This is a genomic window from Synechococcus sp. MIT S9508 (assembly GCF_047303045.1).
Lineage (GTDB): Bacteria > Cyanobacteriota > Cyanobacteriia > PCC-6307 > Cyanobiaceae > Synechococcus_C.
The window spans coordinates 724537-749542 of record NZ_CP138941.1; the positions used below are offsets into that span (position 1 = coordinate 724537).

Below are 25006 nucleotides of genomic sequence, written 5' to 3' on the forward strand. Positions count from 1 at the left end.
TAATCTTAGAAGAAAATCTTTGATTTTTTCTTCGAAAGCTTCGACATTGCATTAAAAAGCGCACCCTCACTAAGGAGAGTGCGTATACGAATTCATAAGAACTTCTGAAGAAATTTGTTACCTCCTATGAACAGTCAAGAAGGATTCCTGGCCTCTACGGCCAACGCGATAACCAACAACTTCGACTCTCCAGATTCCAGGTTCAGGATTCGCTGTCTCCGCAACTTCCCAGACGCCGTTGATGCTGATTGATGATGCAGCGATCGTTCCGTTTGGACGCACGATCCGTAGGTCTAGATCGTTATGAGTTTGGTTGACTGATTCTGGCCACCAGACTGCCGCTTTTAATCTTCTTGCTCCACGTGGCACACGAATCGGGATTGATTGACGTCGACGGTTATGGATAACGAGCCTTGCGGAAGTCGCACTGCCTTGAGATGGCAGCTCTACGAGGCCAACACCTGTTGTGTTGTTCTGCGCGTTCCAACCACTCCTTTGACCGTTAAGCAACAAGAATGAATAGGTAAATCCTGGATTGATTCTTCCATAATTGCCCATCCATGAAGCTATCAAGTTGGCTACGGCACCGCCATAAGGTGTAGATCCCGATGTACCACTAAATGTTCCAAGGTTTGAGTTGCCTCCTTTCCTGCCGGTCTCACTAAGTGAAAAGAACTGAATGTCAGGTTTAACGCGACCATCGCTTGCTGGTCCTCTGGACTGGTTGTTGTACTGGGCAGGATTGTTGCCTCTATTATTTAGATAGATGGCTCCAACTCCCAGTGCTTTGTGAGCTCGCCCTGGGTTATTGACCGTGCCTGCTGTTGGCCCATTATTGCCATTGGCTCCAATAACAACCATCCCAGCATCGTATGCGTTATCGGCAGCTATTGCGGTAGAGCTATTTTCTCCCCCGCCGTATTGCATTTCGGCTGTGATCACTTTTGCGCTAGAGCTGACGGCTCTCTGGAATGCCCTTAGGGCCCCAGTGACACTTCCACAAGCGCGTGTATTGCAGGGGGCAGCTAGACTTGGGTTGGGATCATTGTAAATAATATAGGAATCTACTCTTGCATTTGTCACTCCTCGGAAGCGATTGCCGAGAGCGTTGGAGCCAACCATTATTGATGCGGAAGATGTTCCGTGACCATTAGGTTCGACGTCTCCAGTTCTGCGCCCTCTTCCAAGGCAATTTCTGCCTCCATTAACGCAATCCGCATTTCTAGAGATTCGATTTCTTAGAAGATTGTGTGTTGCTTGTACACCTGAGTCGAATAATGCAATCCTGTTATATCGATTAAATGGTCTGTAGCGATCACTTTCCATATCCCTGCGAACGCGTGCGACGTCATTGTTTGGACTTGCGTCTTGAGGTGCTGGGTATTTAGTGTTGTCTTCCTGGACGTACTCGATGCCTTGGCTTCCTGCAATTTTGCTAAGTGCTCCAAGATTTTTAGAAGGAATTCTTCCGGCGACTGAGTTGACGATCCAGAAGCTTTCTTCTGGCTTGAACCCTAGCCTTTTTAGAGCTTTCAGGCCCTGTAGCCTTTGCTTGCTTGTTTGGGCTTGCTTTACCAGCCGAGCAGCAGCAGCTTTGCGTTTTTGTTCCGACGTGGGGAAGTATGGAATCTTGTAATCTTGTTTGAACCTCACGACGATCGAAACTGTTCCGTCGGAGTTGACTTTTGAGTTTCGCAGGCCGGGGCTTGTTGATGAATAGCGGGGTCTTAGTGCGCTTTTTTTTGTTTTAGCTGGTTTGTAGGTAGTCTCAGTGACTTTTATTGGACTGGCTTTGCTTTTTCCAGTCTCAACTGTCACTGCTGTGTTTGGTTTAGGCATCCTTACTCCATACGGGTTGTATGGGCTTCCTGCAGGTGCGGCGCTAGCACTTCCAGCACTCAAAGCACTTGCAGTTAGGCTTCCAGCCAGTAAGGCAACAATCTTTTTGTTCATCTGCTCTATTGAGAATAAGTTTAGAGTTCCATTTTTATGATGAACACCGCTCAAAGCTGCCTACCTTAATTTTATGAATATTTTCTTTTCGGCTACATATTATGTTTCCTCGTTCGCCTACTCTCCATTCCGCTACAGTTCACGCCTTAGCTGACTAGGAATGAGACCTAAGGATGTTTGTGGCTAATTTTATTGGCTGTTATAAGCTCGATTTTTAGCCGCTAGGCTTTGAATTCTGTCGTGAAATACGAGAACATAAAATTTTGTTCTTTTCCATAGTGGCTATTTATTATCATCTTCATGAAGATACGTAATCTGATTCATAGGCAAGCTTGTATCTAGTTCAATTATCGACACGATAGAGCTTATCAGCCAAGACCAAGCAATGGTGATTAGCTCTATCTCATTATGACTTTAATTATGGGGCTGAAAAAGATTGTCTTATTGCTGCTTCAACTGTGTGTTTAATGGCTTTAGTATTTTCGCCTTGTTTGTTTAAGCCATTGACCACCATAAATCCTCTAAGTCCGTTTGTGCAACCTATCAGGACGGAGCTCAGTTGCGCATCGTAATAACCCGGTTTACCTTCTCTTTTCTGAGGTAAATACCCACCATGCTGATAGCATTTAACTCCAGAATATGGTGAAAATTCCTCTCTCAATCCCATTCGATCGGTTTGCATTTCTCTTCTAAGGCTTGAAGTCAGCAGAGGGCCGTCAAACATTGCTCTTGCGAAAATATTTAGCTCATGAGTAGAAAGTTGAACGCCAGCGCTGCCAGGCTTAAGTGACCAATCTCCGAAATTTGTTGAATTTCCGCTTCCTAAGACAGTGTTTGGCCAAGCATAAAATAATGGAGCATCTGAAGCAGGCTTGTAGCGTACATTTCTAATTCCGATTGGCCTAAACACGTTGGCGTTCATGTAGGCCTGAAATCTTTCACCCACTTTTTTCCCGATTTGCGCATGATTCCAGTTTCTATATCCATCAAGAGAAGCAACCAAGATCCTTGCTAATGCATAATTTGCATTTGCATAGACAGTATTCCCCTTCCCACAATTGACCTCTATTTCTTCGCCAGGCGCCGGGCGAAATACATCTGGGCCTGCATCTGATTCTGCTCGTTGTCGTACTTCCCCGTGAGTGGTGCCGCTGCTGCCACTACACTTTCCATCTTTATATTTAGTAAAGCCAGTCTTATGGCTAAGTACTTCCTTAAAGGTTAAGTTATTGACATAAGGCTTTGCGTTCCAGTTGGATGGCAGGTATGGACCAATTCTAGAATTTAATGTGATTCCAGGTGTGTCTGTGACAGCCTTGATTAAGCCGACAGCCGTGGTTGATTTGGTGACGCTGGCAGGATTGAGTCTGTCATTCACCGTAAATGCTCTAGAGCCAGAACCGCGATATGGGCCAGTTGCACCAGAGATTTTTGCATTTCCAAGAGAAAATTCGTATGCATATTTGTACAATTGTTTCTCGCCTAGAGGATTGACTCTTGCCTCTATATTTTGCTTTAGAGCATTGAGGCTAAAGCAGTAATTGCTTGTACATGCTTTACCACGTGTTTGTGGGTTCTCTCCTGTTCGGAAGATGACTGATATTCGTGGTTTACCGTTTTTGTCATTCGCAGTGATTAGAGCTGGAAGGTACCCCTCTTGTCGCTTGGAAAAGAAATCATAATTGTATTGACTGTTTGTTGCTCCGATATAATTAATTTGGCGTGGATCACCTGATTTTTTTTCCTCCCAAATTGCGGCATAATAGGGTATTCCGTTGAAGGTGTATGCGGAAATATGGTTAAGTCTCATTTGCTGATTTTGTCGGCCAATCTCTCTCATGAAGGCCTGGTATGTCATTCCATGTCTTGCAAACTTACGGCGGTCACCTGGATTAATTTTGTCCCAGATTGCTGTGTAATATACTTTTCCCTTTACATTGTAACCGGATACATAGCTTAAGCTGTACCCAACTCTTTTAAGGCGATTATATTCCTCTTGATATTTGCTGCTGCTCATCATGAATCCAATGGCTTGTCTTGGCACTCTTCTTTTTTCCCAGATTATCGCGTATCGATCTTTCCCATTGTCTTCATAGCCGTCTACTACAATTGCTTGGAATTCTCCCCCTTTTATTTTTTCTCTTATTTGCTTGTTGAACTCCCTGCGTGTCAATCCGTGCCTGGCTATGTAGCCGGGGCCTTGAATCTTTTCCCAGATAGCAGCAAATCGTGCGCTTCCTGATCGCGTATATCCATCTACATATTTAAGTCTGTAGCCCGCAGCTCTTCTCCTGTTCGCCTCAGATTGATATTCTTGTCCAGTCATATTGTGGCGAGTAAAGTAAGCTGGTCTCGCAAGGCTCTGTGAGCTAACTGCCAAGCTTCCAAGTATTGCAACTTGCATTAAGTTTCTGAAAGTATATTTCATCACAAATAAGTAGTTGAGGGCTTTTTTTTATAGTGCTTCTTTGCGAGAACCATTAGGCTTGCCTTCGCATTCTTTTAATTTTTTGATTGCTTTGCTAGAACTATTGTAAACATGTATCTTTTGCTTCAGTCGCGACTGCTTGTCAGTTATTTGTTTTAACGCTTCCGAGCTTTGTTTTTGAGGTTGTTTGGGATGGTGCTGAAATCTTGCTATTGGTTCCGCATTATTATCAATTCCCGTGAGATTGAATTATGTTTGTTGTTAACGGCGATTTAGTTCTAGAGGATCGGGGTTGATCAGATCCCGGATGTAATTTAGGAGTAGATTATGGTTCTCATTCTGGTTGACGTGATTGCCCCGACGGCAACTCTCACTGACTGGCGACATCATTTTCCCCACGAGATTGCTGTCAAAAAAACATGGACTGGACCAGAGATTATCATGGAATGGCCTGAAGTTGAGCTGGTTTATTTATAACTCGGAAGTCGCCGCAGTGCTTGCCATTTACGAAGAAACTAACTTCGCTCAGTAATTCTAAGGCTTCCACTTCGGCCAAAGTGTGGACTTGATTGTCGTGGCGGACATCAACTTCGATTCTGCCCTGGGTCAGCAACGTCAATGTCTCCATCGAGTCGCTTTGCCGACACACAATTTCTCTTTCAATTGCGACGATCTTCTCAGGATTGAGTTCCTGCTGGTGGGTTGCTAGCTAGCAGTACTTCGGTCGTTCTCGAAACGCCTGCCGCTGAGGTTCATCTCACTACATGGGTTTACTCCTGCTCTCTCCTGCTTGCCTCCATTCGTCCAATAACGCCAGCGCCTATGGAAGGATCAGCTAGGCATTGCTTCAGGCAGCCTCAGCTCAGTGCGCCACTCGTTGAGGGGCCGATCCCAGCCCTCTTCTAGTTTGCGTGCGATCACAAGCTCAGCATCCAATCCCATCTGGAAGCCCTTCGCTAGTGCACGCAGCATCGGAGCCAGAGGTTCATTGTTTTGCAGTGCTGTGAGCATGCCTCCGAAGATCAGCATCACCGCCAGTGGGGATCGGTTCTGTGCAAGGTTGAATCCCTGCAGGCCCAGTTCACTGACACCATCGACTCCAAACCCGGTCAGTACATGCGTGATGTCATGGGTTTCCTTCAGACGGTGCACGATGTAATCACGCTTATCGCTGATTGGTGAAGGGTCAATCAGTGTTTCGGGTGTGATTCCCTGGCTAATCAGCTGATCGGCATAGCAGCGTCCGAGCGTGCCCGCGGGAAGTTTCTGGAGTGCCGACAAGTCAATCGGCTGCGGACGCCAACCATCGCTCACCAGTTGAGCAAAGGTGGGATTGTCCAGCAGATGGCGGATCATCTGTTCGGTAAGCGGGCTGTCCTTCAAGCTGGCGCCTACGGCGAAGACGCTGTCGAGAGAGCCGGGGTTTTTCAGAAAGGCCGCTAGGCTGGCTAGAAGCTTCAGACTCTGTAATCGTTCTCCGAGTTTGATATTCATTGGTTTTTGTGACTATCTATTGTTTTCCTTTCATTCTAGCAATGTTTATATGAACTCTGGCGATGTTGCATCTTGTCCAGACGATCCTGCAAGTTTTCCACTGCAGGATCCAGTGTTTGATGTCGTTTGGAACCTTGTGGCATCGGCGATGTTGCTTACACCCATTGAATTTCCAGTTTGATAATACTTGCGGTAATTGCCAGAAGTACTGCAAACATATGTTTTCTCTGTCTTGGGCAACTTGTTGTTTGGAACTACAAGATTGTTTGCTCCGCGTAGACGTGGATAGGGTGTTCTGGCTGCGATTAGCCAGTCCGATCCCAGAATCGACAGAAGAGTGACATCAGGCACCCCATAAAGCTTCTTGTAGACCAGATTGATCGCATGACTTTCAGGTAGAAGGTTCTGGCCACTCATCGTCTCGATGATCAGTTGTGAGAAGCGATCTTTGCTCATCATTTTCTGATTCAGCAACACACCTTCGGGGCTGAAAGTTGCCTCTTCACCGGCTTTGAGTTGCACCAATGTGTCTGTATTGCCGATCAGATTGGTCATTTCTGAAATTTGTACCTTCTCTGCAGCTTGGGGTGGAGAGCTTTCGCGCTTTGGCCCCATTGCAATTTGCATAGGACTGCCTGTGTTGAATTCCCTTGCCTGCCAAGGCATCGGAGATGAGGCTGATGGTCGCTGCAGGTTTGGATCATCTACAAAGCCTCCCTTGGTGGCAAACCTGTAACTGATCTGTCCGCCGATCACCGTGTCCAGAAGATTGTCGTATTGGCCGTAGGTCGACAGCATCACCTGATTGCCGATTGGGACATTCACCCCAATCCGTCCTCCTCCAAACGATTCGCCAATCCCATAGAGCACATAAGGGGAGAGTGACAAGGTGATGGATTGATCTCCAACGTCGGCAATGGGGATGCCGATCTGACCAATCGCATATCCGAGGTTATTGACGCATTGATCCAGAGGAATCCCACCGTTCACCCCGAACTGCCAGCGCCCCTTTTGCCAAAGACCTCCTAGTGCAAGCTGAGACTGAAAACAGCCAGCGCTATCCCAGCCGTCGTACCCCATCAACACTGAACTGATACTTCTGTTATCAGGGTTGAACCACTTGTATCCCAGTTCAGTGCTGGCACCCCAGGCGGCATCAAAATTGCTGCTGGCGGTGGTGTAGCTGTACAGGAGATTGCTTCCCAAGCTCTGACTGAGCGGCATAAAAAAGGAAGCGTCACCAAGGATGAGCCCTGCTGCTTCTCCTAGGGTCTCCCCTGATGCATTGCCACCCCAAGCACTAGATCCGAAGCCGATGACTGGATTCAGCGTTGGGTACATCGACAGGATGTCCTGGCTGTCTTCCGTCTTCGACTCATGAACGGCGTCTCCCACCGAGGCTTCTCCGCTCAGCACTGCCAGTTCGTATGTGCCGTTGTCTTGAACGCTGAGCACGTAGGTCGTGCCACGGATGCCGAGCACTTTGCTGCCTAGGCAGGTGTTCTGGGGGCCATTGACCAATACCTGACCCCGATCCAGGCGGAAACAGTCTTCTCCAAGTCGAATCAGGCTGTTCTTGCCCAGAAAGCCGAGAGCGCGGCGATCGAATAGCACCTCAGCTCTGCTACTGCCGGTGCTTAGCTCCTGTCCCCGATCGGCGGTTTCATTTACTGAGGCCTGACGACGATCAATGAACACCTCACGGCCATCGATGATGCGGCGGAGGGTTGCGCTGTTGAACGGAGCTGCAGCCGCTTCAGGTGTGATCAGGACTGCGGCGCATGAGAGGGCTAGCAATTTCCTTGACACATGCATCGTTCGCTCTCTGCAGCAGACATGTCGTTGTTACTGAAGAGTGTCTGGCCGGTCGTCGGCATCAGTGTCAGTTCTAAGTGCGAACACCTGCTGCTCCCCCTGTCCTCGAATTGTGAAGGTGCCAATGTTATGCAGAGGAATATCGCCTTCGATCTGCTCGGCCACAGCCGCGCTCATCACGATCGACTGGCCAGTTTGTTTTGCGATCGTTTCCAGGCGACTGGCTGTGTTCACGGCATCACCGATAACGGTGTAGTCCATCCGGCTGGCACAACCGATGTTCCCGCTCAGGACCCAGCCATGGCTGAGCACAATCACCTGCTGCCAGGGTCTCTGGCCTTGCTCTTCCCAGCCGCGGTTGAGCTCCATCAGCTGTCTCTGCAGAGCGATTGCGGTTCTGACCGCCGCGCGCACATTTGCGCTTCGGTTCTGTTTCAGCGGCGCGCCGAACACGGCTAGGACAGCGTCGCCGATGAATTTGTCAACGGTCCCCTGCTCGAAATGCACGGCATTCACCACCTCACTGAAGTACTGATTTAGGCGGGTCACCAGTTCCTTCACCTTCCCTTGTTCCGTCATCTCCTTGGTGAAACCGGTGAACCCCCGGATATCACTCATCAGGATCACCACATCCATCATCTGTCCGCCCAGCAGGCCATCTGCCTCTTCTGGTTGGTTCGCGATCTCGGCCGCCACTGCAGGAGAGAGATAGCGCCCAAGAGTGCGGCGCAGACGCCGTCGCTGCCACTGCAGTCGCACCGTTGCATCGGCACTCGTCACGATCCCCGTGATTGCCAAACTGCCTGCTAGCCCTAGAACCGGCAGCAGAACTCCGCTCCAGACGATAAGACCAGCGCTGCCTGCAACTAAAAGCCCTGAACTTCCCAGCAGCAAACCCAGACGAGACAGCGGTCGTTCAAGTCGGGCCACGCTCACTCCGGCGACCATCACCAGCAACGCCATCACAACATTCCATGCTCGTGGTGTGGGGATCCAGTGCAGTGAGCGGGAATCAAGGCGGTTGGCCAGTTCCGTTGCATGTAGTTCAACTCCCGGCATACCTTGCGCACCTGAGAACACTGCCGGGTGGAGATCCTGCAAAACGGCTGCTGTCGGACCCACTAGAACCAGAGCATTACGCAGCAGCCCCGACTTCTTGATTGCGGCATACGCATTTGGCTCAATCAGTTCCCAGATCGAGAGGGTTGGGATGGTTCCTGGTGGACCGTAGGGATCCAGCAGGTCCCGTCTGTGGATGCTGAGATCAGCGGACTCGCTCTGTTTCCTGAGCAGCGCGACGGCCAGGCCATCAGGAATCGCTGAACCTAGCTGTTCACGTATGGGCTGACTGATCTGTCCCGGTCGGCGCCGGATTACTCCATCACTGTCCGGTTCGCCGTTGAGCAGTCCTCTATCGATGGGCTTGTCAGTAGGCCGCAAAGTTGGTGTGACATCCAGCAGGGACATTCCTGCAACGGGTCCTCGGCTGTTGAGAACCTGCACTCCAAGAACCACCTGCTCACGATGACGTTGCAGAGCCTCAGCGAACGCCGCATCGTCTTCGTTTCCATGGATGCTGGACGACTCAAACAGCAAATCGAAACCTACTGCGGTCGCTCCCGCTTCGATCAGGCGTTCCAGCACCATGGCATGGATTCGCCTTGGCCAGGGCCACTGGCTCAGGCTTTGCAGTAACGGATCGCTGCTGAGATCTGCATTGGCCGCCTGTTGCAGACTGAATTCGTCAATCGCTACGATTTTGAGCCGATCGGGCACTGGTCGCACCCCGCGGGTTTCCTGCACCACTCCAGCGAAACGCAACTCGAGGCGGCTCAACCATGTGTTGGTCATTCCCCCGCTCACGGCAACCACACCGCTGAGGATCAGGACGGCGCTGTGGCGATGCAGCCATCGCGGAACAGGTAGTTTGCTCATGACTGGTCCAGTGTCCGCTCTAGACGTCTGAGCTGCTCCGCAGTGCTGCATAGAGCCTGTTCGGTCGACTTGTCCAGCTCCTTACAGCATCGCTCCAGCAAGGGCTTGTCTCGTGTGCTGAGTGCTTCGAGACCCTCCAAAATAAGCGCCAGATGATGATTGGTTTGTCGGCATCGATGACTGCTCAGAGCCAGTAGTTCCATCACCAGATCGCTGTCATAGATAGCGGCTTGTAGGAGGTCATCCGCCTGCACGGCTAGCAGTTCCGCCGGACCGCGGCTGACGGTCACGCTGGCGCTGTGACGCTGATCGCCGATCAATGCCATTTCCCCCACCATTTCATCAGGACCGATCGTGGCGATCAGCTGTGGCCGTCCACCCGACTCAGTTCGCTCCACGCGCAGTTCACCTGCCTGTACGACCAGGATTCGTTCAGCCGGAGTGTCTTGCTGAATCACCACCTCCCCGATCGCCGGTTTGAGTGTGGTGTGATTCAAGGCTGATAAATGAGTGCTTAAAAGCATTCGCAACCGATCGCGCATCCTGCTGAGCTGTTGGTTTCTGCCCTCCATGCGCGACCTGGGAGCTGTTGAGCCAATGCTGGCCAGAGAAGATTGATGAGGCTCTCTTCCCGTCATGTACTGAAGCTCCCCAGGACCGAACGTCTTGCTGTGGCAGAGCCAGTTGCAGCCTGACGTCAACATCGTCATGGTGATCTTGTGGCTTGCCTTCCTTCCGGTCGCACTCCTTATTGACAATGCCTGCGCTCACGACTGAGGAACTTGGCTCTATGCCGTTGTTCGCCTGCCTCCTGACGGAGCAGCTGACCCTGCTGCTTGATCGTCATCGCGTGACTAGTCATCAGCTCGACCAGGTGATTGTGATGGAGCAGGACTGGGGGGAATCACTGTTCTTGATCCGTGACGGCTTAGCCAAGGTGCGCACGTACACAGCTGACGGAGATGAAGTGATCATGTCTCTGCTGGGACCCGGTGATGTCTTTGGTGAAATGGCCGCACTGGATGGCGCTTCACGTTCTGCAGACGTGGTTGCCTTGACGCCTCTGCATCTGATCAAGATGCGGTCGGCTCCCTTTGCTTCGCTGCTGGGTCAGCTCGCTCCATTCGCGCTGGCGCTGGCGAGGTTGGAGGCCAGTCGACTGCGTGATCTCAACCAGCGTTTTGCTCTACAGAGTGCCGATGCCACCACTCGATTGCTGGATGCGCTGGCGTATCTGGCGCGTAAAAGCTCAGGGGGGCAGGATGTACAAACGGAACTCCCGCCCCTTGCTCAGAAAGAGATCGCACTTTTGGCGGGTTTGGCAAGGGAGACGGCTTCACGCACGCTCAGCAAGCTGAGAACCCGCGGAACCGTGGCTGAGAACAACGGTCGGTTGCGGATCGCCGATTCCCAGCCACTGGTCAAACGCGGCCTGCTGCAGGTTTGAGCTGATCGGCGCGTTGTCAGGCCTGCAGGTATGTGCTCTGTTGCAGGCTGTTGCTCACATGGCTGATCAGCAGTCGGGCGTCACTGACCCCGAGCCTGCCTTCGCGGATGGCTTCTTCGCTGGCCAGGCGCAGGCGTTCCAGCATCAGATCAGGGTCATGTTCCATCGCTTGTAGAACATCAGCGTTGGTGTCGCCCCGCACAACATGATCCAATCGGTAGCCACCACCCGGAGCGAGGCGGATGTGTACGGCGTTTGTACTGCCAAACAGATTGTGCAGATTACCCATTACCTCCTGATAAGCGCCTGCCAGGAAGAGGCCGAGAAGGTACGGCTCCCCTTCCTGCGGGGTATGCAGTTCGAGCAGTGTCTTGCTCTTGCCTCCTTCGATGAAACGGGCCAGCTTTCCGTCGGAGTCGCAGGTGAGGTCAGCAATGCTGCCAAGCTGATCAGGTTCTTCATTCAGACGATGAATCGGCATCACCGGAAATAGCTGGTCAATCGCCCAGGTGTCCGGAGCGGATCGGAACACTGAGAAGTTGCCGTAATAGGTGCTGGCCAGACTGGCGCGCAGGCTGTGCAACTCTTCAGGCATATCGTCGTCCTGGGGGAGCAGTTTGACGATGCGACGTGCACAGGCCCAGGCGAGTTGTTCCGCCCTGGCGCGTTCTGGCAGCCTCAGATAGCCGAGACGAAAGGCACTGAGAGCATCCTGTTTGAATTTAAGAGCATCATTCCAGGCCTCCTGCAAGTTGCCCTGGCTGATACCGCCCAGCGTGTCGTGGAGGTTTCTCACGATCAGTGGGTCGTCCTCACGCGGCACCGGGATCTCGTCAGGGGCTCCGCCGTTACCGAGGATGTCGAACACCAGCACGCTGAAGTGGCTTGCCAGGGCTCTTCCGCTCTCACTCACAAGAGTGGGCACTGGCACACCGCAGGGTTCACAGCACTCCTTCACCGTCGCCACTACATCGTTGGCGTAGTTCTGCAGGGAGTAATTGGTTGAGGCTGCCGTGGCACTGCGGCTGCCGTCGTAATCGATTCCAAGTCCACCACCCACGTCCAGGTATCCCATCGGCGCGCCAAGCCGGTGCAGTTCGCCGTAGATCTGCCCTGCTTCCTGAAGAGCGTCCTTGAGCACTGCGATGTCGTTGATCTGGCTGCCGATATGGAAATGCAGCAGTCGTAGGTCGCCTAGAAGACCCGCGTCCCGAAGCGTTTCGGTGGTTTCCAGCAATTCGGGGATTGAAAGGCCGAACTTGGCGCGATCGCCCACTGAGCTGCCCCAGCGGCCGGTACTGAGGCTGGAGAGGCGGGCGCGGATGCCGATCATCGGTGCAGCTCCGAGGACCTGGCTGGCCTGAATGATCCGCTCCACTTCATCGGGTTGTTCGATCACCACCACCGGCTGCTGACCGAGACGTCGAGCCAGGATCGCCGTCTCGATGTAGCGCTGATCCTTGTAGCCGTTGCAGATCAACAGAGCCTCAGGATCGTTCAGTAGCGACAGGGCGATCAACAGTTCCGCCTTGCTGCCCGCTTCCAGGCCGAAATGCCAGCGCTGGCCGCTATCCACCAGCTGCTCCACCACATGACGCTGCTGATTGCATTTCACAGGAAATACGCCCTGATAACGACCGACATAGCCGTAGTGGGCGATTGCGCGATCGAAAGCCGCATGCAGCCTTTCAAGGCGATCTTCGAGGATGTCATCGAAACGGATCAGCAGAGGCAGTCCAAGATCCCTCTCCTGCAATCCTTTGACCAGATCGACTAGATCAATGCTGCCGCCGCGGTCACCGCGTGGTTGCACTGTGACGTGACCGCGGGAGTTCGTGGAGAAATAAGAATCCCCCCAACGGTCCAGATCGTAGAGACCAGCTCCGTTTTCAACGGTCCAGGTACCGGCAGTGTCGGAGCGAGCCATCAGCGTCAATCAGCGCTCAAAGAGCATCAGCAGCAGAAATCTAAGCAGGGTTTCTGTATAGATCAGGGCCCAGGCATCCCTGTTGCTTGCCAAGCGGGCCATCGGGCACGGACGATGGCGGCGGTTTTACTTATTTTATGGCTGCCGAACGTACCTTCATCGCCATCAAGCCGGATGGTGTTCAGCGTGGTCTTGTGGGCGAGATCCTCGGCCGCTTCGAGCGCAAAGGTTTCAAGCTCGTGGGTCTCAAGCAGATCACCGCCAGCCGTGAACTTGCTGAGCAGCACTATGGCGTGCATAAGGAGCGGCCGTTTTTCGCTGGTCTGGTGGACTTCATCACGTCGGGCCCGGTGGTCGCCATGGTTTGGGAAGGCGATGGGGTCATCGCCAGTGCCCGCAAGCTGATCGGTGCCACCAAGCCACTTGAGGCGGAACCAGGCACCATCCGTGGTGATCTGGCTGTCAACATCGGTCGCAATGTGATCCATGGCTCAGATGCGGCCGAAACTGCTGCATTCGAGATCGGGCTCTGGTTTCAGGCCTCCGAACTCAATGACTGGAGTCCTTCTGATCAGGCTTGGCGGGTCGAAGACTGATTGTCTGGCGGTTGATCTGAATCTGAATACCCTCGGAACATTGTCCCGGGGGTTTTTTTGAACGCTGAGTCGTTGCTGCTGCTCGAGGCCCTTGAAGGAGTTGTTGATCAGGCGTTTGCAGATGTGCAGCCTTGCACGTTTGCTCCAGGGGACAGTCTGATTCAGGAGGGGGGGCCTCCAGCTGACCTGATTTTAATTTCCTCAGGTGTTGTTCAGGCCAGTTGGGAGGGGTTGTCGCCACAGCAGGCTCCACTGCTAGGTCCTGGCAGCGTGCTCGGTGACATCTCCTTTCTCTTGGGTGGTGTGGCCCGGGCCAGTGTGATGGCCCGTGAGCCGGTGGAGGCTCTGCGTCTTTCGCAGCTCGCTCTCCATGAACTGATGCAGTCGAACCCTGCGCAGGGGCAGCGTGTCTTCAAGGCTTTGGCAGCCATCAATGCCCAGCGTTTGCTCACGCAGACCCATACCCATGGTCTTTGTGGGGTGGCAGGACTTGGCGCTCCTTCTCTGATGCCGCCGGAGTTGGCCGCTGCTGTGATTCGTTTCAAGCAGTGTGCCGCTGCGGTGGAAGCCGATTTTCGCCGCAGTGAACCTAACGCTGTTCTGCGCAGGGATCTGGCAGCAGCGTTTGACACTCTGGTTCGTCTTACAGGCAGTCTGTTTCCAGCACTTTCGGGAGATACCCCGGCACCTGACAACCCCGCTCTTCAGGCTCTGCGCATCGAATTGCTTCCCTATCTCTTGCTGACCCGCTCGGCGGAGAGGATGTATCGCAAGCCCCGTGGTTATGCCGGCGATTTCCTCACGATTGCCTGGATGTATGCCGATGAGCCAGGAGGTGCTGGGGAGTTGGGCACACTGCTTGATCGCTGTTTCCTAAATCAACCCGCGGCCAAGGCCGTACGCAATCGCCGTGGACTGTTGCGGGAGGAACTGCAACGTGCTCTGACACTCACCGACCAGCGGCCGTTACGGGTAACAAGTCTGGCGTGTGGTCCGGCTGCAGAGATCTTCGATCTTCTTCTTGAAGATTCCGATCTTGCTGATCAGGTGCAATTCACTTTGGTCGATGTTGATCAGAAGGCGCTTGAATATGTGCGGGAGCGTCTTGTTCGTGAAGGCCTTGAACATGTGGTGCGGCTTGAACGTCGCAATCTTCTGCACCTTTGTGTTGGTCGACAAAAACTCGACCTTGAGCCTCAGCATCTGATCTATTCCATCGGCCTGATTGATTATTTCGATGATCGGATTGTCACTCGTTTGCAGACATGGATTCACTCTTGCCTAGAACCCGGCGGACGCTCGATCCTCGGAAACTTTCATATAAACAATCCCACTCGCGGCCTGATGGATCACCTGCTCGACTGGCGTCTGATTCACCGTGATCAGGCAGCCATGGTGAAGCTGGCGGAGTCGGCCGGGTTCCCTGTGGGTCTCACTCAGTGCAGGTTCGAAGATGCCGGCGTTAATCTTTTTTCGATTGCGACCCGCGAAAACTGATTTCAATAATATTTAAGTTTTCACGCAATATGTTTTACATGACATGTAGTCATTTGCATTGATTTTTTGTTTTAATTCTGAGCATTTGCCATGAAGCTTGTGCGTCAATGTATTGATTATTTCAGTTTAAATTTGCCTTCGTTTTAAGTGAAAAAGTCGCAGAGCTGGATATTCTTGCCATCTTTGATGATTACTGGCAAGTTCTTTGCTTGTAGCAGTAGTTTTTGGATTTCTGTAGCTCTTATTCTTGTCTTCGTGGGTTCATCGATTAATTGCCGTAAAGGTGTAGAGGTGCGTTGTTGAATGCTTCTGGTAAATATGTATAGTCATGGCATTTTGACTGTTGATATGATGACTATATTATTCATGACTACCCCCGACATTATGGCTGAAATGTCAAATGAATGGACTAATAACTTGCGCAAGCGCAAGTTGGACCATGAGCGACTCCAATCCTTGTCCAAAGAAGCTCCCGATCGGCAAACTTTTTTGCAATGGCGTTCACCTCGCCCTGGTAGATCTAATCCTGAAAACCTTACTAATCAATTCTGGGTTTATGCGATACGTCACGGAGGCAGTTCATGGGGATTGAGCCAGGATTTTGGGGTACTAGATGAATTTCAAGCGGGTCCTTGCTTCTCTTTTCAGCGATATGGCCAGGCTAAGGTAATTCTCGAAGACGGAAGACGTGTTCTTATTGGGGGTGCACATGAAGATTTTTATGATCCTGGCTTTTGGATCTACAATGATGTGGTTGTTATCGAAGACGATAAAGTTACCATTTATGGTTATCCGCTAAAAACCTTTCCACCAACAGACTATGCATCAGCAACGTTAGTTGGAAATGAAATCTGGATTATTGGTAATTTGGGTTACCGGGAACATCGGGACGAGGCTCCCACAAAGGTGTTTATCCTCAATACCAACGATTGGAGTATTCGTGTTGCTGAATGTCATGGTAACAGCCCCGGTTCGATATGGAGCCACTGTGCTGAGTTATCAAGTGATGGCAAGCAGCTTCTTATTAGTTCTGGTGAATGCCATTGTAAATTAGTAGGTCTTCCGGACCAGTCTTTAATTAATCCTAGCCTGTATGTATTGAATCTGGAAAATTTTAGCTGGACAATGTTTTCAAGAGAGTCGAAATGCCGTGAGTGGCAAGTTAGTGGTATTAGCGAAAGAATGTTGAGTCGATCATTCGATCTAAATCCTGATACTATTCCGAATAGTAATATGCTCAAAAATCTCCTCCCTTTTCTACAGGGAGGCCTTCAGTTCCGTATTCCCTGCGATCCTGATGAGGATGATTTCTTGACGCTTACGGTTCAGGACTTGGGCCATCCTGTGAAAGTAAGGCTTCAGGGTGAAATAGAAAATTTTGAAAAATTTTATGATTTGCAAAAACTTCTCAACGACTTGCTGGAATTAATAGAACTCAATTATGGAATTGGTCCGCTTAAGTTGGTGCCAATGGAGAGACAGAAGGTCGTCAATTGATAACCGTTTGCATTTTGATAGTTATTGCAATGATCTAGTTGTTGTTAATAGTCTGTTAGCGCGATGTTGAGCATGTTTGTGCGATTGAATCATTTTTTGTCAATTTTGGCAGCGCTTGTGTCATCATTTTTGTGGTTTGGGGTGTTGTAGTTCTAAGGAGAATGGCTAAAGGTGGTTGTTCTTTTCCTCTCTAGTAGATACAATGTTTCAGTTGGGTGCTGTGAATCGATCCCATATAAAGTTCGGTAGAAGTTTTGCAAGATCGTTCTTCGGCTGATTCTCTGCTACAAGATCGGCGATCAGTTCAGAGGTTGCACCAGCCATGAGAACGCCGTTGCGATGATGGCCGCAGGCCAGCAGAAGCCCTGGAATCGGGCTGATTCCCAGCAGCGGTCTTTCATCAGGTGTGCAGGGACGGAACCCCCACCAACGCTCCATAGGAGGCCAGCTCTCGGCTTCGGGTAGGAGAGAAGCAATTCCTTGTTTCAGGGTGGTTTGTCCTTGTGGAGTGAGCCCTTCGCTGAAGCTGGCATTGCGTTCGCTGGTGGCGCCGACCACCACCAGCCCATCTTCGCGGGGTACTAGATAAATCCCCGGGCCGAAGATCACGCGCCTGAGGGCACCGCGCGGACTCTGCAGCGACAGCATCTGACCTTTTACTGGGAACACCGGCAGCTGAGGTAACAGCTGTCCGCTCCAGGCGCCACTGCAGAGCACGGCGCGTTCGCAGGTCAGTGTTGCTTCTCTTCCCTCCGAATCCCTTGTGTGCACTCCGCTCAGGTGGTCATTGGCCGTGAACAGTTCCAATACCTCTACTCCCTCTTGAAACTGCACACCGCGATCCACGCAGGCGCTCTCCAGAGCTCGCATGAGCTGACGTCTGTTATCGATCTGGCCGTCCTGGGCGAACAACAGTCCAGCTCTCCAGGCCGAGTTGATGCCTGGCAGTTCCTGCACTAACTGCTCGCGGTCCAGGTGCTCGCCTAATGCCGCTGTTGGGTAACTGTCCCGTTCGTCTGCGCTGTGGAAGGGCACCACGATGCCCGTGGAACGAAGCCCGCAAGGCAGACCACTATCGGCCTCGATCTGGGCGACCCAGCTGGGTATGCGTCTCAGACTGATTTGTCCTAGGTGCAGTAGCGCTCCTTCGAGGCCTTCGGCGTGGGGCGCCAACATCCCGGCAGCAACGAAACCAGCTGCTTCATTGCGGCGTCTGCTCAGCACCGTCACTGGGATGCCACGGCGTGCCAGTTGATGGGCGACGGCCAGTCCCATCAGGCCTCCACCAAGGATGAGCACCGGTTGAGGGGCTGAGCTGTCTGAGGCGGTCATGACCGAATGTCTAGCCTTTCCATAGGATCAAGCACTTATCGATCCTCTCAACGGATGTCGGCACCTTCAGCGACTGAAAAGGCCTGGGAAGCTGTGATAGGCCTTGAAACCCATGTGCAGCTGGGCACCGACAGCAAGATTTTCACGGCAGCTTCCACCACCTTTGGGGATGATCCCAACACCCACATTGATCCGGTGGTTTGTGGTCTGCCGGGAACGCTGCCGGTGTTGAACCAGAAGGTGCTCGAGTATGCGGTCAAGGCTTCGATGGGCCTGAATCTGAACGTTGCGGAGCACTGCAAATTCGATCGCAAGCAGTATTTCTATCCGGATCTTCCGAAGAACTACCAAATCACTCAATACGACGAGCCGATCGCGGAAGAGGGTTGGATCGAGGTGGAGGTGGCTGAAAAGGGCAAGGACACCTATCTCAAAAAGATCGGAATCGAGCGCCTTCATATGGAAGAAGATGCGGGCAAACTTGTGCACGCCGGCAGTGATCGTCTGGCGGGATCTACCCATTCGTTGGTGGATTACAACCGAGCTGGAGTGGCGCTTGCAGAAATCGTCAGCAAGCCGGATTTACGCACGGGTCGTGAAGCTGCTGAATACGCGTCGGAGATCCGTCGGATTGTGCGTTACATCGGAGTTAGCGACGGCAACATGCAGGAGGGATCGCTACGATGCGACGTGAATATCTCCGTGCGCCGAGGGCCTGATGCCCCCTTCGGCACCAAGGTGGAGATCAAGAATATGAACTCCTTCTCCGCGATTCAGAAGGCCTGCGAATACGAGATCCAGCGTCAGATCAAGGCCTATGAGAGCGGTGAGCCGATTGTTCAGGAGACCCGCCTCTGGGATGAGGGCAAGCAGCTCACCAAGAGCATGCGTAGCAAAGAAGGGGCCAGCGATTACCGCTATTTCCCCGATCCTGATCTGGGACCCATCGAAGTGAGTGTTGAACAGCTTGAGGCGTGGAGGGCGGAACTGCCTGAGTTGCCAGCCGCCAAGCGGCATCGCTACGCCGATGATCTGGGTCTGTCTCAGTACGACGCCCGCGTGCTCACCGATGAGCGTCCGATGGCCGATTACTTCGAGTCGGTGGTGAGTGAAGGTGCTGACTCCAAGCTCTCAGCCAATTGGATCACAGGCGACATCGCTGCTTATGTGAACAGCAACCGGCTGAGTTACGCAGAACTCCCGTTCCGTCCCGATCAGTTGGCGGAGATGGTGAAGCTGATCGATGGCGGCAAGATCAGCGGCAAGATTGCCAAGGAAATTCTTCCTGAACTGCTGGAAAAGGGCGGTTCCCCCAAGGCGATCGTGGATGAGCGTGGGCTGGGAATGATCAGCGACCCTGTGGCGATCACTGCCATTGTTGAGGACCTTCTCGCCGCTCATCCCGATGAAGTTGAGGCGTTCCGTGGTGGTAAGACCAAGCTTCAGGGATTTTTTGTGGGCCAGCTGATGAAAAAGACCGGTGGTAAGGCAGATCCGAAACTTGCCAACCAGGTTCTCAGCCAGAAGCTGAAGGGTTGAACTTTCTTGAGATCCCAATTCATCAGGGCTGTGAATTAGTGCATAGTCTCGATTAAAAACCTCTCTGGCTAAGAGAGGTTTGGTGTCTTTAGTGGATCTAAACTTCTTAGTTAAAGAGATCAGCTAGCCCTTGGCCAATGAGTTTACCGAGGTGGTTTCCAAGCGCTTGTCCTAGTTGGCCACCTGTGCTTGGTGGATCGTCGCTTTCCTCGGCGATTATGTCTTCGCTACCGTCATCGATTTGTCCCCAGTCTTCATCGGAGAAGTCGTTGGCATCATCTTGGAATTCATTGTTTTCAATACTGTCATCTTCAAAGCCGAATCCTTCGTCTTGGGAAACAGTTTCTTCATGGCTAATTTCGATCACATCTTCAGAGTGATGATCGGTGTTGTTGCCTGCTTGTTGGCTGCCAGCGCCAACAGCTGGTTGACAGCTGATTGCTGGACTTGTGATGTCGATTGCGCTGCGTGCGACTAGAGCTTCGGTTGAGCGATCAAAGCAGTCCCAGGCGATGTTCATAGCCTGAGCAGCCTGACCTTGGCTGAGGCTGGCACCTGCAGAGAGAGTCAGTGCGGTGAGAAGAGCTGCTGAGCGGTTCATGTCGTGAGGAGGAGAGGAGAAAAGAGCGGAGTGTGTTCCGCCGATGTCTTCACGATCTCCTGAATTCGCAGATGAGTTGTTGACCAAGGTCTCAGTGCGTTGTGATTCTGCTCACACCACTTGAAAAAGGCTGTTCCAGAAAGGCATCGTCTGCTGAAATCCAAGTTTTCGGGTTACGAATGGCCGTAAAAAATCCTTTTGAATAGGCATTAAATCAACCCGAATCTGCGAAAGGGGAAAGAAAGATTTATCTCGTAAATTTGAAAGGACATCCAAGTTTTTTTGGATTTTTTACGCAGTACTCTTCTACAAGTAAGCCTGCTGCTTGAGCATTGCAAGGTGCAGTGTCAGCTTTACAGCTCCACCGTCCAGAAGGCCTGGATTTGCCGCTATAGCAAATGCCTAGCCAGGGATATCTTTTTTTGGTGCGGTCGTGGTCGTACCAGTATTCTCCTCTGAATACACATTCAGATTCAAAATTTAGGACAAACTGTCCTTTCTTGCCTTCATTGTTTATGAATCTACCTTGAACTTCTTGCTCGCGTCTTGTGCTTGGTCTCCAAAATGTGTTTGTTATTTTGATTGATCCATAGCCATTTCCATACTTTCCGCGGTCGTATGTTCCGGACGTCTTTTGAAACGTCATCGGGCCAAAGCTTGTTATAAACGTCCTGGTGTATGCAGGTTGAAAAAAGCCCGAGAGGTCAAGACCACTATTGCCGCTCCCTGTCATTTTTAAAGTGCCCTTCCATGGCGCTCCTGGAGGAAAATCGCAGACCCCAAATTTACCGGAAAATTTGTTTGAATTGAACTTTAAATTGACGATTCCCCAGTAGTAAGAATCTTTTATTTTGTATTTACATCTGGGAGTATCTTGTTTTTTGTTGATCCAATGCCCTATAAAATATCCCTGCTTGCTCCTTGTTCCGAGAAGTTGATTTCCGTTAAAGATCCCAAAGTAGCTATTCCCTCCTTCGCTCTTTATTTGTAGTTCTCCCTCGCTAGAGTTCCAGTATTCGGTCGTTTGTGCATGAGTTTTATTGCCAAAGATTCCGCTAATTAGTGTTGCTGAGGCTATTAAGTATGAGAGAAGATTTAATTTTTTTGAATGCATGGTTGAATTTTTATTGCTTTAAGGTTGGCTTTGCTTGGTGGAGGCTGTCATCATTACTTTTAAATCCTTAATAAAGCTTGCAGGAGTTAGCCCCTACTCTTTTCCTGCAGTGACTCTTCAGTTAAAGAGATCAGCTAGCCCTTGGCCAATGAGTTTACCGAGGTGGTTTCCAAGCGCTTGTCCTAGTTGGCCACCTGTGCTTGGTGGATCGTCGCTTTCCTCGGCGATTATGTCTTCGCTACCGTCATCGATTTGTCCCCAGTCTTCATCGGAGAAGTCGTTGGCATCATCTTGGAATTCATTGTTTTCAATACTGTCATCTTCAAAGCCGAATCCTTCGTCTTGGGAAACAGTTTCTTCATGGCTAATTTCGATCACATCTTCAGAGTGATGATCGGTGTTGTTGCCTGCTTGTTGGCTGCCAGCGCCAACAGCTGGTTGACAGCTGATTGCTGGACTTGTGATGTCGATTGCGCTGCGTGCGACTAGAGCTTCGGTTGAGCGATCAAAGCAGTCCCAGGCGATGTTCATAGCCTGAGCAGCCTGACCTTGGCTGAGGCTGGCACCTGCAGAGAGAGTCAGTGCGGTGAGAAGAGCTGCTGAGCGGTTCATGTCGTGAGGAGGAGAGGAGAAAAGAGCGGAGTGTGTTCCGCCGATGTCTTCACGATCGCCTGCTTCGTGGGCTAAAAAGATGACCCTGATCTCGGGGATTTGTGATTTTGGTCACAGTGCATTTGATAGCTACGACAAAGCCCCTGCTTTAGCAGGGGCTTTGTCGTGCTTACTGTGTTCTCGAAATGGTCGTGAAAAAGTAAAATGGACATTAGAATACGATTGGCCATAATGCCCATTTTCTTTTACATAAGGTGGTGGTTGGGTTGATATTAGTGTAGTTCAGGTGTGGCTTAAATGTGATGCTCGTATTTGCATATTGGCGCAGTAGTTATTATTGCTTTATCCTTCTGGTACTCCAGTCCATGCCCCATTCCATGTGCCACTGTGCCTGTATAGGGTAAACGTCGGAGAATTAATTGCAAGAGCATCGATGTCTATGTGCCAAGGCCCTAATCCATAACCCACCACTTGTGCCTTGAGTGCAAATCCAGGAGTAATAGAAAAGTTGAAGTCGTATTCGTTATTCTTTCCTGTGACAAGTGGATTTGCTAAGTTTCCAGCTCGATTGAAGTTGAAGTTCAGATGACTTGTTCTTGAGCTGACTCGTTGGTTGCTGCCGTTTGCTTTACGCCAGTGCTGTCTATAACCTTTGCCTCTAGTGTTCAGTGCTAGATAAGGATTCGCCTCTGCGCCTGCTACGCCATATTGTAGCTGGCCCGCAAATAGATCAACTGGTGCCACCATTCGAGCTAAGTTGACTGTTGATGATGCATTTGGCCAGTTATATTGTCCATTGCGGATTGAATCAAGGGCAGAGCATTGGAGGCCTGAGCCATAGCGTCTCCGCATTTGATTGCAGGTTGGAAGTTTTTTCAGGAAGTCGACTTCTGGGACTGTCCATCGTGTCAAATCTGTTGATAACGGGTCTGGACCTGGCATGTCGCCAAGAAGTGCGAAAGAGCAGCTGTTTTGTTGACATAGTCTCGCGAGTAGCTCCTTTCCACCAAAAATATCTTGGTTGCGTAAGTTGCTGCCTCTGAAATCGGCCGCATTTTTATTGCCCGTATTCACATTGATGGTAATTGCCCCCGAGCGACTCCTCGAATTGGTTAGGCGCGCTGTGGTCGTAACGTTGAAGCCGGCTCGTATGCCGTAAAGATATCCATATCTGAGTTCGAATCCGAACCAGTACTGTGTGCATCCAGGCCAAAAAGGGTTGTAGTCAACGCAAACGATGTTCCAGCGGTCGCCGATTGAAGCTCGGTGGTTGTTCGTGAATCCGTTGAGTAGTTCGTACTGAGTTCTCTCTCCTTCATTGCTGACAGCCCACGCAAGTGGTTTGTGGGGTTTCAGAAGCCTCTCAGTTGTTTTGTTTGAGGCTAGTAGTATTTGGTGATTGAAGGTTTTAAGTTTTTCGGGATCAAATTCTTTCCACCCCGTGTTTATTTGTTCGGTTGAAGACCGGAGGTTTCCTGCGCCTGGCATGACGTCTCCTCCTCTTGGAATCCTGATATTTTGTCCTGGCGATGTGCCTGGAGATTGCCCTCCCGTTTGTCCTGAAGTACTTCCTGCTCCATCGCGTGGATTGCTATACGCAAAGACAGCGGCAGGTATAAATTTTGATACACGTTCTCGGACTACGGGCATCGCAGCAAGTCCTGTGTAAGCGGCTTGTAGGGTGCTCATTTTCTGTAAATTCCAGCCTCTTAGTCTTGACGCAAGCGCATGATTCGTTTTATATGTCGACTTAAATATTCTGACTTGCTTTTCTAGAGTGCGGTATTGATTCTTGTCATATTTGGACTCTATAGAGGTAAATTCTTTCGTGCTCTTGACGCAGATAAGATTGGCTGATCTACTTTTGTCATTACAGTTAAAGACTTTTTCGGGGGTAAAGCTCACCCGCTGGTAAAGAAGTACTTCTCCTGTCTTGAGGATGTCTAGTTTCACTGTTGCTCCTGTCAAGCTCGCTTGTTGTCTAAATCGTTTATCTGTGTTGATTTTGCGAATAATGAGGTTCGAGTAGATGGGGCGGAGAACTGCGTCGATAAATCCGCTATCAGTCTTTCGTACACGTGCCTTGTATGCCGCGATGACTAACGGTGAGAGAGCCTGCTTAAATCTCTTGTAGTCGCTAAGAGTGTTTATAGATAGTTGGACTGCGCTCTGCCTTGCGTTTAGCGACCTCTTAATATTTGTTACTGAGGATGTGTTTCTTTTCTTATGCGTTTGGGCTGAGGCATTGGATGTTGAAAGTGTTGTGGCAAGGGCTATACCGCTCAGAATTGCTGGGAAGAGGGCGAGACTGCGCATCTTCAAAGTATTCGGACATTCTCAATCTATATTGAACTTTTAAGCGAGATTTTGACTGTTTAATTATTTTTGCTTCTTTTCATTAAAGAAGCTTATTCAATAGTTGCTTTGTTTGCTGATGGCCTTGTAGTCTCCCTTGCCTTGGGTAGGGTGTTTTTTCTTACGCCTGTTTGGGTTGTCGGCTATGAGGTTTGTCTTGGATAGGCAGGCGCTTTTGTATTTGTGATGCCTTGACTGCGGTTAAGTGCATACGTTTTGAAGGCGCTCAAGTGGATAGAGAAGCCTTTTTTGTTACCCACGTAGATGCTCATCTGTGGAGGTGAACCAGGAGTTCCACTCCATTAAACGTTTGGTTTCATGACCAAGGCTTCGTGGAATGTATTGGTTCTTTTTTACTTTCGCGAAAAAATAGAAGTTTTGCCTGCTGGCAGAACAGAATCGATCTTTATTTTGTTTTTCATTGGGTTTCTGTTCAAATGATCTCGTTGCTGAAGCATGTTTAGATTCACTCTGATTGTGATTTCATGTTTAAATCCATATAGGAAATAGAATGTCTGCAGTTAGCACTTTTGAATTGAATGGTTTTCAGGTGCAGTTTAGTATTCAAAATATTCGATTTTTTGCTAAGGCGATTAAGCTCAGGGATTGTTGGCTGGTCCATTTGCCGAAAGTGCTCTTAAAATATCGTCCCTTTGTGTCACGGTTTTCCATTGTTTGATTCTGCTTGGTTAAGTTTTTGTTGACTGTTTTTTATTTCAAAATTTCATCTTAGTTAAGCTCGATTGCTTGTGTTCCGGGCCAATCCTCTCCCTGTTCTGTTCGTGGCGCGAATTATTATCTAACCTCGGCTTGTTGCTGTACAGAAATTGTATTTCCTTTGCATTTTACTGATTTGCGACTGTT

The 25006-nt window shown here is 50.6% G+C and carries 18 protein-coding genes; 5 read left to right on the forward strand and 13 right to left on the reverse strand.

The window, feature by feature from the left end:
• Positions 1 to 117: 117 nt before the first annotated feature.
• The 7 genes from SIB42_RS03650 to SIB42_RS03680 form a co-directional block, all read right to left on the reverse strand.
• Entirely contained in the window at positions 118 to 2007 is a 1890-nt protein-coding gene (locus SIB42_RS03650; protein WP_156485309.1) for a S8 family peptidase, read from the reverse strand.
• A 364-nt stretch (positions 2008 to 2371) separates the two neighbouring features.
• On the reverse strand, positions 2372 to 4381 hold the full coding sequence (locus SIB42_RS03655; protein WP_074160793.1) for a serine hydrolase: 2010 nt from the start codon (positions 4379 to 4381) through the stop codon (positions 2372 to 2374).
• A gap of 439 nt (positions 4382 to 4820) precedes the next feature.
• Positions 4821 to 5000, reverse strand: coding sequence for a hypothetical protein (locus SIB42_RS03660; protein WP_197459942.1), 180 nt, complete (start codon positions 4998 to 5000; stop codon positions 4821 to 4823).
• 212 nt (positions 5001 to 5212) lie between these two features.
• On the reverse strand, positions 5213 to 5875 hold the full coding sequence (locus tag SIB42_RS03665) for a Coq4 family protein (protein WP_067098656.1): 663 nt from the start codon (positions 5873 to 5875) through the stop codon (positions 5213 to 5215).
• Positions 5876 to 5920: 45 nt separating this feature from the next.
• Positions 5921 to 7672: a hypothetical protein gene (locus tag SIB42_RS03670; RefSeq protein WP_231856507.1), complete on the reverse strand. Its 1752-nt coding sequence runs from the start codon at positions 7670 to 7672 to the stop codon at positions 5921 to 5923.
• A 48-nt stretch (positions 7673 to 7720) separates the two neighbouring features.
• The gene (locus tag SIB42_RS03675) at positions 7721 to 9625 is read right to left on the reverse strand and encodes a CHASE2 domain-containing protein (RefSeq protein WP_067098650.1); all 1905 of its coding nucleotides are present in this window, start codon (positions 9623 to 9625) and stop codon (positions 7721 to 7723) included.
• Positions 9622 to 10335 carry a cyclic nucleotide-binding domain-containing protein gene (locus SIB42_RS03680; protein ID WP_082825123.1) on the reverse strand — a complete coding sequence of 238 codons (714 nt, stop codon included), beginning with the start codon at positions 10333 to 10335 and terminating at the stop codon, positions 9622 to 9624. Before SIB42_RS03680 ends, SIB42_RS03675 begins: the two co-directional genes overlap by 4 nt.
• 47 nt (positions 10336 to 10382) lie before the next feature.
• Between SIB42_RS03680 and SIB42_RS03685 the strand changes: the two genes are divergently transcribed.
• A complete protein-coding gene (locus tag SIB42_RS03685) occupies positions 10383 to 11072 on the forward strand; it encodes a Crp/Fnr family transcriptional regulator (RefSeq protein ID WP_067098736.1) in 690 nt (229 codons plus the stop codon).
• A 16-nt stretch (positions 11073 to 11088) separates the two neighbouring features.
• On the opposite strand, the gene speA is transcribed toward SIB42_RS03685, so the two are convergent.
• The gene (gene speA, locus SIB42_RS03690; protein WP_067098733.1) at positions 11089 to 12999 is read right to left on the reverse strand and encodes a biosynthetic arginine decarboxylase; all 1911 of its coding nucleotides are present in this window, start codon (positions 12997 to 12999) and stop codon (positions 11089 to 11091) included.
• A gap of 137 nt (positions 13000 to 13136) precedes the next feature.
• On the opposite strand from speA, the gene ndk reads away from it, so the two are divergent.
• From ndk to SIB42_RS03705, 3 genes are all read left to right on the forward strand, one after another.
• Positions 13137 to 13595 (forward strand): nucleoside-diphosphate kinase, encoded by a 459-nt coding sequence (ndk, locus tag SIB42_RS03695; protein WP_067098647.1) that lies wholly within the window; start codon positions 13137 to 13139, stop codon positions 13593 to 13595.
• A 72-nt stretch (positions 13596 to 13667) separates the two neighbouring features.
• Positions 13668 to 15092, forward strand: coding sequence for a cyclic nucleotide-binding domain-containing protein (locus SIB42_RS03700; RefSeq protein WP_156485307.1), 1425 nt, complete (start codon positions 13668 to 13670; stop codon positions 15090 to 15092).
• A 366-nt stretch (positions 15093 to 15458) separates the two neighbouring features.
• A complete protein-coding gene (locus SIB42_RS03705; protein ID WP_156485306.1) occupies positions 15459 to 16589 on the forward strand; it encodes a hypothetical protein in 1131 nt (376 codons plus the stop codon).
• A gap of 207 nt (positions 16590 to 16796) precedes the next feature.
• On the opposite strand, the gene thiO is transcribed toward SIB42_RS03705, so the two are convergent.
• Positions 16797 to 17921 (reverse strand): glycine oxidase ThiO, encoded by a 1125-nt coding sequence (gene thiO, locus SIB42_RS03710; protein WP_067098641.1) that lies wholly within the window; start codon positions 17919 to 17921, stop codon positions 16797 to 16799.
• Positions 17922 to 17975: 54 nt separating this feature from the next.
• Between thiO and gatB the strand changes: the two genes are divergently transcribed.
• Positions 17976 to 19460, forward strand: coding sequence for an Asp-tRNA(Asn)/Glu-tRNA(Gln) amidotransferase subunit GatB (gatB, locus tag SIB42_RS03715; protein ID WP_067098637.1), 1485 nt, complete (start codon positions 17976 to 17978; stop codon positions 19458 to 19460).
• Positions 19461 to 19566: 106 nt separating this feature from the next.
• Here gatB and SIB42_RS03720 read toward each other — a convergent pair whose 3' ends face one another.
• The 4 genes from SIB42_RS03720 to SIB42_RS03735 form a co-directional block, all read right to left on the reverse strand.
• Positions 19567 to 19980: a hypothetical protein gene (locus tag SIB42_RS03720; RefSeq protein ID WP_413328412.1), complete on the reverse strand. Its 414-nt coding sequence runs from the start codon at positions 19978 to 19980 to the stop codon at positions 19567 to 19569.
• Positions 19981 to 20308: 328 nt separating this feature from the next.
• The gene (locus tag SIB42_RS03725) at positions 20309 to 21175 is read right to left on the reverse strand and encodes a hypothetical protein (protein WP_413328414.1); all 867 of its coding nucleotides are present in this window, start codon (positions 21173 to 21175) and stop codon (positions 20309 to 20311) included.
• 117 nt (positions 21176 to 21292) lie between these two features.
• The gene (locus SIB42_RS03730; protein WP_413328412.1) at positions 21293 to 21706 is read right to left on the reverse strand and encodes a hypothetical protein; all 414 of its coding nucleotides are present in this window, start codon (positions 21704 to 21706) and stop codon (positions 21293 to 21295) included.
• Between the two features lie 423 nt (positions 21707 to 22129).
• Positions 22130 to 24103, reverse strand: coding sequence for a hypothetical protein (locus SIB42_RS03735; protein ID WP_156485210.1), 1974 nt, complete (start codon positions 24101 to 24103; stop codon positions 22130 to 22132).
• Positions 24104 to 25006: the final 903 nt, after the last annotated feature.

Bases quoted from the DNA above. Each gene is read 5' to 3' on its own strand.
- SIB42_RS03725 (WP_413328414.1), bottom strand. From the start codon at position 21,175: ATGCATTCAAAAAAATTAAATCTTCTCTCATACTTAATAGCCTCAGCA.
- SIB42_RS03665 (WP_067098656.1), bottom strand. From the start codon at position 5,875: ATGAATATCAAACTCGGAGAACGATTACAGAGTCTGAAGCTTCTAGCC.
- SIB42_RS03735 (WP_156485210.1), bottom strand. From the start codon at position 24,103: ATGCGCAGTCTCGCCCTCTTCCCAGCAATTCTGAGCGGTATAGCCCTT.
- SIB42_RS03675 (WP_067098650.1), bottom strand. From the start codon at position 9,625: ATGAGCAAACTACCTGTTCCGCGATGGCTGCATCGCCACAGCGCCGTC.
- SIB42_RS03655 (WP_074160793.1), bottom strand. From the start codon at position 4,381: ATGAAATATACTTTCAGAAACTTAATGCAAGTTGCAATACTTGGAAGC.
- gatB (WP_067098637.1), top strand. From the start codon at position 17,976: ATGTCGGCACCTTCAGCGACTGAAAAGGCCTGGGAAGCTGTGATAGGC.
- SIB42_RS03705 (WP_156485306.1), top strand. From the start codon at position 15,459: ATGACTACCCCCGACATTATGGCTGAAATGTCAAATGAATGGACTAAT.
- SIB42_RS03730 (WP_413328412.1), bottom strand. From the start codon at position 21,706: ATGAACATCGCCTGGGACTGCTTTGATCGCTCAACCGAAGCTCTAGTC.
- ndk (WP_067098647.1), top strand. From the start codon at position 13,137: ATGGCTGCCGAACGTACCTTCATCGCCATCAAGCCGGATGGTGTTCAG.
- SIB42_RS03720 (WP_413328412.1), bottom strand. From the start codon at position 19,980: ATGAACATCGCCTGGGACTGCTTTGATCGCTCAACCGAAGCTCTAGTC.
- SIB42_RS03680 (WP_082825123.1), bottom strand. From the start codon at position 10,335: ATGACGATGTTGACGTCAGGCTGCAACTGGCTCTGCCACAGCAAGACG.
- thiO (WP_067098641.1), bottom strand. From the start codon at position 17,921: ATGACCGCCTCAGACAGCTCAGCCCCTCAACCGGTGCTCATCCTTGGT.
- speA (WP_067098733.1), bottom strand. From the start codon at position 12,999: ATGGCTCGCTCCGACACTGCCGGTACCTGGACCGTTGAAAACGGAGCT.
- SIB42_RS03685 (WP_067098736.1), top strand. From the start codon at position 10,383: ATGCCTGCGCTCACGACTGAGGAACTTGGCTCTATGCCGTTGTTCGCC.